This window comes from Microbacterium sp. Bi121 (assembly GCF_918698005.1).
Lineage (GTDB): Bacteria > Actinomycetota > Actinomycetes > Actinomycetales > Microbacteriaceae > Microbacterium.
This window is the reverse complement of the sequence record NZ_CAKKLJ010000005.1, coordinates 170,390-182,842: the sequence shown is the minus strand read 5'-3', so window position 1 is coordinate 182,842 and position 12,453 is coordinate 170,390. Positions and strand designations below refer to the sequence as shown.

The following is a 12,453-nucleotide window of genomic DNA, read 5'->3' as shown; positions in this document are numbered from 1 at the left end:
AACATCACGGCAGCAGTGGGATGACCGCGCGCAGATCCTGTTGGCCGATCACGAGATCCGCGGACGCGCGCACCATGGGCTTGGCGTTGAACGCGAGCCCGAGCCCGGCAACCGCCATCATCTCGAGATCGTTCGCGCCGTCGCCGATCGCGATCGTCGCGCGCCGAGGAACACCGAGCTCGCGTGCCCAGTCGATCAGCGAACCCGCCTTGACCGTGGCATCCACGATCTCGCCGTCGACAGCACCGGTCAGAGCGTCATCCGTGACGGCCAGGCGATTCGCGCGCCATCGATCCACGCCCAGCTCCGGGGCGACGTGATCGAGGATCTCGTGGAACCCGCCGGAGACGACGCCGACGACACCTCCGCGCTCGTGAATCGCGGACGTGAGCTCGCGGACGCCGATCGTCGGCCTGACCCTGGCGCGCACGCGCTCGAAGGAACGAGTTCCGACACCGGTCAGCGCGTGGACGCGTGAGCGCAGGCTCGTGGCGAAGTCGATCTCGCCGCGCATCGCGGCTTCTGTGGCGGCCTGCACCTCGTCGCGTCGACCCGCCTCATCGGCGAGGAGTTCGATCACCTCATCCTGGATCAGCGTGGAATCGGCATCGAGGACGACGAGGAAACGCGCAGCAGTCACGCGATCGAGCGTAGCGCCGAATCGATGGCCCGCTGATCAGCGTTCGATGAGCTCGCCCTTGCCGACCACGGTGATCCCGGACTCGGTCACGGTGAATCCGCGGTCCAGATCGCGGTCGCGGTCGACGCCCACCGTCGCCCCGTCGAGCATCACGACGTTCTTGTCGAGCACCGCTCGGTGAACCCGCGCTCCCTGGCCGACGACGACCCCGTCGAAGACCACCGAGTCGGTGATCGTCGAGCCGCCTGCGGCGAGGGTGCCTGGCCCGATGACACTGCGTTCCAGGTGCGTGCCCGAGAGCACAGAACCCGGTGACACGATCGAGTCGATCGCGTTGCCGATGCGGCCGACGGCGTCGCGGACGAACTTCGCAGGGGGCGCGTTCACGCTCTGCGTGCGGATCGGCCACAGCGTGTTGTACAGGTTGAACACCGGCAGCGTCGCGATGAGATCCATGTGCGCGTCGAAGAAGGAGTCGATGGTGCCGACGTCTCTCCAGTAGGCGCGATCACGCGGCGAGGAACCCGGCACGTCGTTCTGCTTCATGTCGTAGTACGCCGCCTCGCCTCGCTCGACGAAGTAGGGGATGATGTCGCCGCCCATGTCGTGGTTCGAGGTGGCGACCTCTCCGTCGGCCTCCACCGCCGCGATCAGGGCGTCGGCGTCGAAGATGTAGTTGCCCATGGACGCGAGCACCTCGTGCGGCGAATCGGCGAGACCCGTGGCATCCGTCGGCTTCTCGAGGAATGCGCGGATCCGTCCCGATCCGTCGGGGTCGGCATCGATCACGCCGAACTGGTTCGCGAGGGCGAGCGGCTGACGGATGCCGGCGACGGTCGCCGCGGCACCAGAGGCGATGTGCGCATCCACCATCTGCTGGAAATCCATCCGGTACACATGGTCGGCGCCGATGACGACGACGATGTCCGGCTTCTCGTCGTTGATGAGGTTCAGGCTCTGCAGGATCGCGTCCGCAGAACCCGAGAACCAGCGCTTGCCCAGACGCTGCTGCGCCGGGACCGAGGTGATGTACGAGTCCAGCAGTGCCGACATCCGCCAGGTCTGCGTGATGTGACGGTCGAGGCTGTGCGACTTGTACTGGGTGAGCACCACGATCTGGCGCAGGCCCGAATTGATGAGGTTCGAGATCGCGAAATCGATCAGCCGATACTGGCCGCCGAACGGAACGGCCGGCTTGGCGCGATCCGCTGTCAGCGGCATGAGCCGCTTGCCCTCACCGCCGGCGAGGATGATGCCGAAGACCTTCTTTGGGGCTGCCATGGCTCCACCATAGAACCCGAACGGGTCGCTGTACTAGCGTTCAGACATGCGCGTGGACATGATCAGCAAAGAGTACCCACCGGAGATCTACGGGGGCGCTGGAGTGCACGTCGCCGAGCTCGTCGCCGCGTTGCGCGAATCCATCGACGTGCGGGTGCGCGCGTTCGGTGCCGAGCGCTCCGAGCCGGGGACGCAGTCGTACCGGACGCCTCGCGAGCTTGCGGATGCGAATCCCGCCGTGCAGACGCTCGGCACCGACCTCACGATGGTCTCCGACGTCGCTGGAGCCGACTTGGTCCACAGCCACACCTGGTACGCGAACTTCGCCGGGCACCTCGCATCGCAGCTGCACGGCATCCCGCACGTGCTCACCGCGCACAGCCTCGAGCCGTTGCGGCCGTGGAAGGCCGAACAGCTCGGCGGCGGCTACGCGGTCTCCAGCGGAGTCGAGAAGCTCGCCTACGAGAACGCCACAGCTATCGTCGCCGTGTCCGCCGGTATGCGGGCGGACATCCTGCGCAGCTATCCGAACGTCGACCCCGCGCGAGTGCGCGTGATCCACAACGGCATCGACGTCGACCGGTGGAAGCCCGTCGACGACCCGGAGTTCCTGGCGTCTGTCGGGATGGATCCGACACGCCCGTCCGTGGTGTTCGTCGGACGCATCACGAGGCAGAAGGGCCTGCCGTACCTGCTCCGCGCGGCGGAGCTGCTGCCGCCGGACGTGCAACTCGTGCTCTGCGCAGGGGCCCCTGATACGCCGGAGATCATGGCCGAGGTGCAGGAGGGGGTGCGCCGCCTCCAGCAGTCCCGTGAGGGCGTGATCTGGATCGAACGGATGCTGCCCCGCGAACAGCTCAGCGCGATCCTCGCGGCGGCCACGACATTCGTATGCCCATCGGTCTATGAACCCCTCGGCATCGTGAACCTCGAGGCGATGGCGTGCGGAGCAGCCGTCGTCGGCACGGCCACCGGCGGCATCCCCGAGGTCGTGGACGACGGCGTCACAGGCCGCCTCGTCCCGATCGATCAGGCGCAGGACGGGACGGGAACACCGCTCGACCCCGACCGGTTCGTCGCCGATCTCGCAGCCGTTCTCACCGAGGTCGTCTCCGATGTCGACCGTGCCGCCGAGTACGGCCGCGCCGGGCGGGAGCGAGCCGCACGCGAGTTCAGCTGGGCGGCGATCGCCGACACCACGCGCGCCCTCTACGCGGAGCTGATCGACTGAGCCGATAGGCTGGGTGCATGCCGAGCGCTCTTGATTTCACCGATGTCGTCGTGCGCCGTGACGGGCGCAACATCGTCGATCATGTGACCTGGCAGGTCGCAGACGACCAGCGATGGGTGGTGCTCGGGCCGAACGGCGCCGGCAAGACCACCCTGCTGCAGTTGGCCGACACGCTCATGCACCCGACGTCGGGAAGCGTCGAGATCCTCGGCGAGACCCTCGGGCGCACCGACGTCTTCGAGATCCGTCCGCGGATCGGCTTCGCGTCCACGGCGATGGCCAAGCGCATCCCGCGCGAGGAGAGCGTCCTGAACGTCGTGCTCACCGCCGCCTACTCGGTCACCGGCCGATGGAACGAGCAGTACGAGAACATCGACGAGCGCCGCGCGCTGCGCGTGCTGGGGGAGTGGAAGCTCGACCACCTCGCCGATCGCACTTTCGGCACGCTCAGCGACGGCGAGCAGAAGCGCGTCCAGATCGCCCGCGCGGTGATGACGGATCCCGAGCTCCTGGTGCTCGATGAGCCCACGGCATCCCTCGACCTCGGAGCCCGCGAAGAGCTGCTCGGGCTCCTCAGCGGTTACGCCTCGTCGCCGACCACACCGGCGATGGTGATGGTGACGCATCACGTCGAGGAGATACCCGTCGGTTTCACGCACGTGCTGCTTCTCCGCGACGGCGGCGTCGTCGCGGCCGGCCCGATCGAGCAGACCTTGACGGCGGATGCTCTCACCGAGGCGTTCGGCATGCCGATCACGTTGTCCGCCGAGGACGGCCGCTACGCGGCCCGCGCCACGTCCTGAGCCGAGGATCTGCTAGAATCGATCCTTGGTGCTTTCGCGCCGCAGACTTCCCTCGCTCCTGGCACAATCCAGGGCACCATCTAAGGAACCCCATGAAGACTGACATTCACCCCGACTACAAGAACGTCGTGTTCCGCGACCTGGGCTCGGGCGAGACCTTCCTGACCCGCTCCACCGTCACCAGCGACAAGACCGTCGAACTCGACGGCGTGGAGTACCCGGTCATCGATGTCGAGATCTCCTCGGCTTCGCACCCGTTCTACACGGGCAAGCAGCGCATCATGGACTCGGCCGGTCGCGTCGAGAAGTTCAACCAGCGCTTCAAGGGCTTCGGCGGCAGCAAGTAAGCTGATCGCACGAAGAAGGCCCCGCTCCGGCGGGGCCTTCTTCGTGTTCAGGCCTCGTGCTGCGGGGCGCGCCCTCTCACGGGCCAGGTCCCGTCGAGCGCCTCCTCCGGCTCGATGCGGCCGATGCGGACGAAGTACTCGGTCAGGCTCTCGGCCTGCGTTCGCGCCCAGCCGATCTGACGGGTGTGCAGTTCCTGCGCGGTCTCGGCGAGCGGAAAGCTGCGCGCGATGGCCTGTGCGACACGCCCTGCGGCGATCGCGTCGGCCGAGGCCTCGTGCGCGCCGTCCAATGAGACGCCGTAATGCTCCGCCACGACTTCGAGCGTGCGTTTGCCCTTTCGGTAGCGGTCGAAAGCCTTGTCGATGACGAGCGGGTCGATGATCGGGCCCGGCGCCTCGAGCGGCGGGATGCCGTGCCGGAGGCACTCGTTGGTCAGCAGTGAGAAGTCGTATGAGGCGTTGTACGCGACCACGGGGAGGCCCTGGTCGAACAGGGCGCGCAGTGATCCGGCGATCTCCGTCACGACCTCACGGGCCGGACGGCCATGCGCACGTGCGTGCTCCGTCGAGATCCCGTGCACGGCGGCGGCGCCGTCCGGAATGGGAACGCCCGGGTCCGCTATCCATGAGCGAGCGGCGATCTCGCGTCCCTTCGCGTCGAGCACTCCGACGTGCGCTGTGACGATGCGGTCTGCCGTGACGTCGACGCCGGTGGTTTCGAGATCGAAGACGCCGATGCGCCCGAGCCAGTTCGGGAGCTCCTGATCGATTGCCATGAAATTCTCCTCTGTCTCGCCCAACGGTAGGGATGGCCACCGACATGGCGGCGAAGGCTCGCCCGTAGACTGAATGCATGCCCATCCCGTCGCCCTACGCCGAACGGCTCAGCCGTATCCAGATCGAACGGCACGAGGTCGATGTGACCGGTGGGCGGACCGCTTACTGGACGTACGGACCATCGACGGAAGCACAGACGCCGAGCGAGGGCGGTGATGAGCGCGCGCCGCTGACCGTGATCGCGGTGCACGGCTTCCGCGGTGAGCACCACGGCCTCGAGCCGGTCCTGGCCTACCTGCCGGAGCTGCGGGTCATCGCGCCGGATCTTCCGGGCTTCGGGGAGACCGCGCCGCTGCCCGGTCGCACGCACGATCTCGACGCGTACGCCCAATGGCTCACGGAGTTCGCGGCGGCGGTCGCCCCCGACGCGGTCATCCTGGGGCATTCCTTCGGATCCATCGTCGCGTCGGCCGCCGTCGCCGGCGGCCTCGAGACCCCACGGCTCATCCTGATCAACCCGATCGGTGCGCCGGCACTCGAGGGTCCGAAGGGTGTGCTGACGAAGCTCGCCGTGCTGTACTACGGCCTCGGAGCGAAGCTCCCGGCCGCGTTGGGCACCGCGCTGCTGCGCAACGGGCTGATCGTCCGCGGCATGAGCATCGCCATGGCCAAGACGAAGGACTCCGACCTGCGCCGGTTCATCCACGGCCAGCACGACACGTACTTCTCCGACTTCGCCGATCGTGACGTGCTCCGTGACGCCTTCGTCGCGAGCGTGTCGCACGACGTGCGCGAGTTCGCTCCTGATATCGACGTACCGACGCTGCTGATCGCCGCGCAGGACGACGACATCACCCCGATCGAGGCGGAGCGGCGTCTGGCGACGCTCTTCTCCGACGCCGAACTCGTCGAGATCGCCGACGTCGGCCACCTCATCCACTACGAGACTCCGGAGGAGGCTGCCGGAGCGATCCGCCGCTTCCTCAGGGTTCCCGTCGCGCGAGGCCGATGAGTCCGGCGACACGGTAGGGGATGACCTCGCCCATGGCGAGGGAGGTCTCTGTTCGCTCGACGCCCTCGATCGACAGGATCCGGGCATCCGTGTCGAAGAGATGCCTGGCGTCGCGACACGCGACGCGGGCGAGAAGATCGATCGATCCGCTGAGTCCGTGCACCTGCAGCACCTCAGGGATTCTCGCCAGCTCGGCGGTGATCCGCGGCAGTTCTGTCTGACGCAGTCCGATGCTGATGAACGCCTGGAGCGGGAAGCCGAGTACCTCAGGCGAGAACGATCGCTCGTACGACAGGAAGACGCCGGTCTGTTCGAGTCGAGCCATCCGGGCCTGGATGGTGTTGCGCGACAGGCCGAGGCGTTCGGCGAGCGAGACGACCGTTGTGCGCGGGTCTTCGGACAGGACACTCAGCAGTTCGAGGTCTACACGATCGAGGGCGGACATAGTGCCAAACCATAGCAGGTGCGCACGCTCCGAATTGCGCAACATGCTCAAGCGTGGCGTAGATGCTTGAGCGTGCTGACAAACGGACGTACCCTCGAACTAACCGATGAAGACGTCGGTGCACGGCGTGAACGTCCCCACAAGGGACACACACGACAGGAGGACGAAGATGTCATCGCAGACCACTCCGATCGCAGACACAGCGCAGGATCTTGAACTCGCCGAGCGGCTTCTCGCCCCGGACGGAACCCGACTCAGCAACCCCGAGCTCGACCCGTTCGTCGCCGATGTCGATCCAGCACAACTGCGCTCGCTCCACCGCGACATGGTGATCCTGCGCCGCATCGACGCCGAGGGCGTCGCTCTGCAGCGGCAGGGACAACTCGGACTGTGGGCTCCGTGCAACGGGCAGGAGGCCTCGCAGATCGGCACCGCCCGTGCGCTCGACCCGATCGACTTCGTCTTCCCGAGCTACCGCGAAACCGGTGTGATCTACGCTCGCGGCGCCCAGCCCGGCGATTTCGTCCGCGTCTGGCGCGGCGAGGAGGGTGCTCCGTACGACCCGATGCAGATGCGGGTCGCTCCGCTGCAGATCATCATCGGAGCGCAGTCGTTGCACGCCGTCGGCTACGCGATGGGCATCAAGCACGAGCAGGCCCCCGAGGTCGCCGTCACATACTTCGGCGACGGCGCCACCAGCCAGGGCGACGTCAACGAGGCGATGGTGTTCGCCGCGTCGTACCAGGCGCCGGTCGTTTTCGTCTGTCAGAACAACCACTGGGCGATCTCCGAGCCGGTCGCACTGCAGTCGCAGTACCCGATCTCCGGCCGAGCGCCCGGTTTCGGCATCCCGAGCATGCGTGTCGACGGCAACGACATCCTCGCCTGCATGGCCGCCATGCGCTGGGCGCTGAACCACGCGCGCTCCGGAAAGGGTCCCGCGTTCATCGAGGCCGTGACCTACCGGATGGGCCCGCACACGACGTCCGACGATCCCACCCGGTACCGCGACCCGGCAGAGCTCGAGTCGTGGAAGACGAGGGACCCGATCGCCCGTGTCGAGTCGTACCTGCGCAGCCTCGGCGAGATCGACGACGAGCAGATCGCCGCAGCGCACGCCGACGCCGACAAGATGGCCCGCGAGATGCGCGCCGAATGCCTGGGCATGGTCACCCGCGAGCCGCTCGCCGTCTTCGACGGCGTGTACGCAGAGCCGCACTGCGGCATCGACCGCCAGCGCGACGAGTACGCCGCGTACCTTGCGACTTTCGAGGAGGCCTGAGATGACGCAACTCACCCTCGGCAAAGCACTGAACGCCGGCCTTCACCAGGCCATGCATGATGACGACAAGGTCGTCATCATGGGGGAGGACATCGGCAAGCTCGGTGGCGTCTTCCGGATCACCGACGGGCTCCTCGACGAGTTCGGCGCCGCGCGAGTCATCGATACGCCGCTCGCCGAGTCGGGCATCGTCGGCACGGCGGTCGGTCTGGCCTACCGCGGCTACCGCCCCGTGGTCGAGATCCAGTTCGACGGCTTCGTGTATCCCGCGTTCGATCAGATCGTGTCGCAGGTCGCGAAGCTGCACTACCGCACGCAGGGCCGCGTAAAGATGCCGATCACGATCCGCATTCCGTGGGCCGGCGGCATCGGGGCGGCCGAGCACCACTCCGAGTCCCCTGAGGCCTACTTCGTGCACACGGCTGGACTCCGCGTCATCACCGTGTCCAATCCGCAGGATGCCTACCGCTGCCTTCAGCAGGCCATCGCCTCGGACGATCCAGTGGTCTTCTTCGAGCCCAAGCGCCTGTACCACCACAAGGGCGAGGTCGATCTGGACGCCCCGCTCGCCGACGCGCCTCCGATGGGGCTCGCGCACGTCGTCCGGGAGGGCACCGACGCCACCGTAATCACTTACGGTGCCATGGTCACGACGGCGCTCGATGCGGCGGCCGCAGCCGAGGACGAAGGCCTGTCGCTCGAGGTCATCGATCTGCGCTCGATCTCGCCGGTCGACTACGGCACGGTGGCGGCATCCGTCCGTCGAACCGGCCGTGTCGTCGTCGCACACGAGGCCTCTCGCGAGGCCGGTGTCGCGGCTGAGGTCATCGCGAGCATCACCGAACGCTGCTTCGAATACCTGGAGTCCGCTCCGGTGCGCGTCACAGGGCACGATGTGCCGTACCCGCCGGCGAAGCTCGAGAAGTTCCATCTGCCGGACCTGGACCGGATCCTGGATGCCGTCGACCGCGTCCTCGACCGTCCCAACAGCCTGACGGGAGCCGAGTCATGATCCAGGAGTTCCGCCTCCCTGACCTCGGTGAAGGTCTCGCCGACGCCGAGATCGTCCAGTGGCTCGTCGCCCCCGGCGACACCGTCACGCTGAACCAGACGCTTGCAGAGGTCGAGACGGCCAAAGCCGTCGTCGAGCTGCCATCGCCTTATGACGGAACAGTGACGACGCTGCATGCAGAAGCCGGTGAGACCGTCGACGTCGGCGCTCCACTGATCGAGTTCGACGTCGCGGGTGACGAGCCGGCGACGGGTCCGGGCGAGGATGCCGCTGCCAAGGAACCGGTCGAGGACGCGGCGGAGGAGAAGACGCCCCCGAACCTCGTCGGCTACGGCGCCGCGCCCTCCAGCAAGGCCCGCCCTGCACGTCGCGCCCGTCGTGGCGCCGCAGCGTCCGTCGCCGCCGACACCGCCGTCCTGGAAGCAGCACCGCACGATGCGCTGCCGGAGACCGCCGCTGCCGCCGCGGTCGGCGAGCGGCCCCGCTCGACACCGCCGGTCCGCGCCCATGCCAAGCGACGTGGCGTCGACATCGCGCTCGTCGCGGCTGAGGTCGGCGATCGGGTCATCACGCGCGACGACATCGACGCGTACGCCGAGCGCGTGGGCGGACACGTCGAGGTGCAGGCGGCTCCTGCTGCGCAGCCGACTCTGTTCACCGGCTCGACGGAGCGCGAGACGCGGATCCCGATCCGCGGCGTCCGCAAGCACACGGCCGCAGCGATGGTGCAGAGCGCGTTCACGGCACCGCACGTGACGACGTTCCACACGGTCGATGTCACGGCCACGATGGATCTCATCGCGAGCCTCAAGGCCGACCGCTCGCTCTCCGAGCACAGAATCGGACCCCTGGTCGTCGTCGCGAAGGCCGCGTGCCTGGGGCTCAGTCGCACCCCGGGTCTGAACTCCCGCTGGGACGAGGAAGCGGGTGAGATCGTTCAGCCGCACTACGTCGATCTCGGCATCGCGGCAGCGACCGAACGCGGCCTGATCGTGCCGAACATCCGCGATGCTGATCGCATGACGCTGCCGCAGCTGGCCGATGCGCTCGGTGCGCTGACGCAGACCGCGCGGTCGGGCAAGACGTCGCCGGCCGACCTCGCCGGCGGCACGTTCTCGATCACAAACATCGGCGTGTTCGGAATCGACGCAGGCACGCCGATCCTGCCGCCAGGGCAGTCCGGCATCCTGGCTGTCGGCGCTGTCCGGCGGATGCCCTGGGAGTACCGCGGAGAGATCGCCCTGCGCCAGGTCATGACGCTGAGCCTCTCGTTCGATCACCGCATCGTGGACGGCGCCGAGGGCGCGCGCTTCGTCAAGGACGTGGCCGACATCCTCGAGGAGCCCGGCCGCGCCATGCTGCTGGGGTGAGCGCAGGCGATCCTCAGGCGATGAGCGCAGCGTGCGCCATCGCGCTGAGGATCGCCGCGGTCGACTTCTTCGAGCGTGTGGCGCTTCGGGTACTGTGCGGCGTGGAGTTGATCAGGCCGAAGCACGCCTGAACGCGCAGCCGCAGTTCGTCCGCCGGCGCATTGTGCAGCGGCGAGAGTGCCGAGATCCACATGTCGATGTACTCGCGCTGCAGCCGGCGCACGTCGGCACGGTCCTCATCGGAGAGATGCGCGAGGTCCCGGTCCTGCACGCGGATCACGTCGGCGTTCCCGAGGGCGAAGTCGACGTGGAAGCCCACGAGCGCCCGCATCCGATCCTCGGCGCTCTGCTCCTCCTCGGCGACGCGCAAGCCCCCGCTGACGAGGTCCTCGCTGACCTTGATGAGGACGGCGCCGAGCAGCGCCTGCTTTCCGCTGAAATGGCGGTACACGGCTGGGCCGGAGACGCCGACGGCCGCGCCGATGTCCTCCAGGCTCACGCCGGAGTATCCGCGCTCCGCGAACAGGCGTGCCGCTTCGGTCAGGAGCGCATCGGCGCGCTCGGCCTTCGCACGATCCCTGGCGGTGAGAGGGCTTGTCATTTCAGTTAACGCTCGCTAACCTAAATTATCGGGTTAGTGAACACTAACCGAAAACGTGCGATGGATGCCACCACGTGAGTCGAGGAGGACGACACGATGTCAGTGACACAGCAGTCGCTCGCGGCCGAGCTGCATGCGCGCTTGGCCGTAGCGGCCGCCGGGGGGCCGGAGTCGTCGCGCCAGCGCCACGTGGCCAGGGGCAAGCTCCTGCCACGCGAGCGCATCACAAGAGTCCTCGACGAGGGGAGTCCGTTCCTCGAGGTCGCTCCGCTCGCCGCTGACGGCCTGTACGGTGGCGAGGTGCCGGCAGCCGGCGTGATCGCCGGCATCGGGCTCGTCCACGGGCGGCACGTCATGGTGCTGTGCAACGATGCGACGGTCAAGGGCGGCAGCTACCTGCCGATGACCGTGAAGAAGCATCTGCGCGCACAGGAGATCGCGATCGAGAACCGTCTCCCGTGCCTGTACCTCGTCGACTCCGGGGGAGCCTTCCTCCCCAAGCAGGACGAGGTGTTCCCGGATCGGGACCACTTCGGACGCATCTTCTTCAACCAGGCGCGCATGAGCGCCGAGGGGATCCCGCAGCTCGCGGCCGTCCTCGGATCGTGCACCGCTGGTGGCGCCTACGTGCCGGCGATGAGCGACGAGACGGTGATCGTCCGCAATCAGGGAACGATCTTCCTCGGCGGCCCGCCGCTCGTGAAGGCCGCGATCGGCGAGGTCGTCACGGCCGAGGAACTGGGCGGGGGAGAGCTGCACGCTCGACGCTCCGGCGTCGTCGACCATCTCGCCGAGGATGACGAGCACGCCCTCGAGATCCTCCGCGATATCGTGCAGACGCTGCCGGCCCCTGCTCAACCGGCCTGGGAGGTGACGGCATCCAGGGCACCTGACGACGAATCCAGTCTGTACGACGTGGTCCCCGTCGACGTGAACGCCGCCTATGACGTGCACGAGGTCATCAGCCGGCTCGTCGACGGCGACTCGTTCCGCGAGTTCAAGGCCGAGTACGGCACGACGCTCGTCACGGGATTCGCGCGCCTGCACGGGCATCCGGTCGGCATCATCGCCAACAACGGCGTGCTCTTCAGCGAGTCCGCACTCAAGGGCGCGCATTTCATCGAGCTGTGCGACCAGCGCGGCATCCCCCTGCTGTTCCTGCAGAACATCACCGGCTTCATGGTCGGATCCGATGCCGAGGCCGGCGGCATCGCGAAGGACGGCGCCAAGATGGTCACCGCCGTCGCCACAACACGCGTCCCCAAGCTCACGGTGATCATCGGGGGCTCGTTCGGTGCGGGCAACTACTCGATGTGCGGCCGTGCGTACTCGCCGCGCTTCCTCTGGACGTGGCCGGCGAGTCGCATCTCGGTGATGGGCGGGAACCAGGCGGCGTCCGTACTGGCCACCGTCAAGGAGGACCAGCTGACCGCCCGTGGCGACTCGTGGAGCGCCGACGAGCGTACCGCCTTCGAAGAGCCGATCCGCGCCCAGTACGAGAACCAGGGTGAGCCCTACTACGCCACGGCGAGGCTCTGGGACGATGGCATCATCGATCCGGACGAGACCCGCGACCGCCTCGGGCTCGCACTCGACGTCATCGCCCGCAGCCCGCTGCCCGAACCGCGCTTCGGCGTCTTCCGGATGTGAGA

13 protein-coding genes are annotated in these 12,453 nt (G+C 67.6%); 8 read left to right on the top strand and 5 right to left on the bottom strand.

Annotation, left to right across the window (positions count from 1 at the left end; genetic code table 11):
- Positions 1-4 precede the first annotated feature (4 nt).
- The gene (serB, locus tag LQZ87_RS09845; RefSeq protein WP_230103290.1) at positions 5-640 is read right to left on the bottom strand and encodes a phosphoserine phosphatase SerB; all 636 of its coding nucleotides are present in this window, start codon (positions 638-640) and stop codon (positions 5-7) included.
- A 36-nt stretch (positions 641-676) separates the two neighbouring features.
- The gene (locus LQZ87_RS09840; RefSeq protein WP_230103289.1) at positions 677-1,921 is read right to left on the bottom strand and encodes a glucose-1-phosphate adenylyltransferase; all 1,245 of its coding nucleotides are present in this window, start codon (positions 1,919-1,921) and stop codon (positions 677-679) included.
- Positions 1,922-1,967: 46 nt separating this feature from the next.
- On the opposite strand from LQZ87_RS09840, the gene glgA reads away from it, so the two are divergent.
- The 3 genes from glgA (at position 1,968) to LQZ87_RS09825 (ending at position 4,302) form a co-directional block, all read left to right on the top strand.
- A complete protein-coding gene (gene glgA / locus LQZ87_RS09835; RefSeq protein WP_230103288.1) occupies positions 1,968-3,152 on the top strand; it encodes a glycogen synthase in 1,185 nt (394 codons plus the stop codon).
- Positions 3,153-3,169: 17 nt separating this feature from the next.
- A complete protein-coding gene (locus LQZ87_RS09830; protein WP_230103287.1) occupies positions 3,170-3,955 on the top strand; it encodes an ABC transporter ATP-binding protein in 786 nt (261 codons plus the stop codon).
- A 92-nt stretch (positions 3,956-4,047) separates the two neighbouring features.
- The gene (locus LQZ87_RS09825) at positions 4,048-4,302 is read left to right on the top strand and encodes a type B 50S ribosomal protein L31 (protein ID WP_230103286.1); all 255 of its coding nucleotides are present in this window, start codon (positions 4,048-4,050) and stop codon (positions 4,300-4,302) included.
- Positions 4,303-4,349: 47 nt separating this feature from the next.
- Here the strand turns inward: LQZ87_RS09825 and LQZ87_RS09820 are convergent, their stop codons facing one another.
- Positions 4,350-5,078 carry a 3'-5' exonuclease gene (locus LQZ87_RS09820; protein WP_230103285.1) on the bottom strand — a complete coding sequence of 243 codons (729 nt, stop codon included), beginning with the start codon at positions 5,076-5,078 and terminating at the stop codon, positions 4,350-4,352.
- Between the two features lie 77 nt (positions 5,079-5,155).
- Here LQZ87_RS09820 and LQZ87_RS09815 point away from each other — a divergent pair, with 77 nt between their 5' ends.
- Positions 5,156-6,091, top strand: coding sequence for an alpha/beta hydrolase (locus LQZ87_RS09815; RefSeq protein WP_230103284.1), 936 nt, complete (start codon positions 5,156-5,158; stop codon positions 6,089-6,091).
- Here LQZ87_RS09815 and LQZ87_RS09810 read toward each other — a convergent pair.
- Positions 6,063-6,536: an Lrp/AsnC family transcriptional regulator gene (locus LQZ87_RS09810; RefSeq protein WP_230103283.1), complete on the bottom strand. Its 474-nt coding sequence runs from the start codon at positions 6,534-6,536 to the stop codon at positions 6,063-6,065. The genes LQZ87_RS09815 and LQZ87_RS09810 overlap by 29 nt on opposite strands.
- Positions 6,537-6,705: 169 nt before the next feature.
- On the opposite strand from LQZ87_RS09810, the gene pdhA reads away from it, so the two are divergent.
- From pdhA to LQZ87_RS09795, 3 genes are read left to right on the top strand one after another with little or no spacing between them, the layout of a single operon-like run.
- Positions 6,706-7,818: a pyruvate dehydrogenase (acetyl-transferring) E1 component subunit alpha gene (gene pdhA / locus LQZ87_RS09805; RefSeq protein WP_230103282.1), complete on the top strand. Its 1,113-nt coding sequence runs from the start codon at positions 6,706-6,708 to the stop codon at positions 7,816-7,818.
- Position 7,819: 1 nt separating this feature from the next.
- A complete protein-coding gene (locus LQZ87_RS09800; RefSeq protein ID WP_230103281.1) occupies positions 7,820-8,830 on the top strand; it encodes an alpha-ketoacid dehydrogenase subunit beta in 1,011 nt (336 codons plus the stop codon).
- Positions 8,827-10,200 carry a dihydrolipoamide acetyltransferase family protein gene (locus LQZ87_RS09795; RefSeq protein WP_230103280.1) on the top strand — a complete coding sequence of 458 codons (1,374 nt, stop codon included), beginning with the start codon at positions 8,827-8,829 and terminating at the stop codon, positions 10,198-10,200. The genes LQZ87_RS09800 and LQZ87_RS09795 overlap by 4 nt, the downstream gene beginning before the upstream one ends.
- 13 nt (positions 10,201-10,213) lie before the next feature.
- On the opposite strand, the gene LQZ87_RS09790 is transcribed toward LQZ87_RS09795, so the two are convergent.
- Positions 10,214-10,801, bottom strand: a complete 588-nt coding sequence (locus LQZ87_RS09790) for a TetR/AcrR family transcriptional regulator (RefSeq protein ID WP_230103279.1) — start codon at positions 10,799-10,801, stop codon at positions 10,214-10,216.
- A gap of 96 nt (positions 10,802-10,897) precedes the next feature.
- On the opposite strand from LQZ87_RS09790, the gene LQZ87_RS09785 reads away from it, so the two are divergent.
- Positions 10,898-12,451, top strand: a complete 1,554-nt coding sequence (locus tag LQZ87_RS09785) for a carboxyl transferase domain-containing protein (RefSeq protein WP_230103278.1) — start codon at positions 10,898-10,900, stop codon at positions 12,449-12,451.
- The last annotated feature ends 2 nt before the right edge of the window (positions 12,452-12,453 follow it).

Bases quoted from the DNA above. Each gene is read 5' to 3' on its own strand.
- glgA (WP_230103288.1), top strand. From the start codon at position 1,968: ATGCGCGTGGACATGATCAGCAAAGAGTACCCACCGGAGATCTACGGG.
- LQZ87_RS09825 (WP_230103286.1), top strand. From the start codon at position 4,048: ATGAAGACTGACATTCACCCCGACTACAAGAACGTCGTGTTCCGCGAC.
- LQZ87_RS09820 (WP_230103285.1), bottom strand. From the start codon at position 5,078: ATGGCAATCGATCAGGAGCTCCCGAACTGGCTCGGGCGCATCGGCGTC.
- LQZ87_RS09840 (WP_230103289.1), bottom strand. From the start codon at position 1,921: ATGGCAGCCCCAAAGAAGGTCTTCGGCATCATCCTCGCCGGCGGTGAG.
- LQZ87_RS09810 (WP_230103283.1), bottom strand. From the start codon at position 6,536: ATGTCCGCCCTCGATCGTGTAGACCTCGAACTGCTGAGTGTCCTGTCC.
- LQZ87_RS09815 (WP_230103284.1), top strand. From the start codon at position 5,156: ATGCCCATCCCGTCGCCCTACGCCGAACGGCTCAGCCGTATCCAGATC.
- LQZ87_RS09790 (WP_230103279.1), bottom strand. From the start codon at position 10,801: ATGACAAGCCCTCTCACCGCCAGGGATCGTGCGAAGGCCGAGCGCGCC.
- LQZ87_RS09800 (WP_230103281.1), top strand. From the start codon at position 7,820: ATGACGCAACTCACCCTCGGCAAAGCACTGAACGCCGGCCTTCACCAG.
- LQZ87_RS09830 (WP_230103287.1), top strand. From the start codon at position 3,170: ATGCCGAGCGCTCTTGATTTCACCGATGTCGTCGTGCGCCGTGACGGG.
- LQZ87_RS09785 (WP_230103278.1), top strand. From the start codon at position 10,898: ATGTCAGTGACACAGCAGTCGCTCGCGGCCGAGCTGCATGCGCGCTTG.
- pdhA (WP_230103282.1), top strand. From the start codon at position 6,706: ATGTCATCGCAGACCACTCCGATCGCAGACACAGCGCAGGATCTTGAA.
- LQZ87_RS09795 (WP_230103280.1), top strand. From the start codon at position 8,827: ATGATCCAGGAGTTCCGCCTCCCTGACCTCGGTGAAGGTCTCGCCGAC.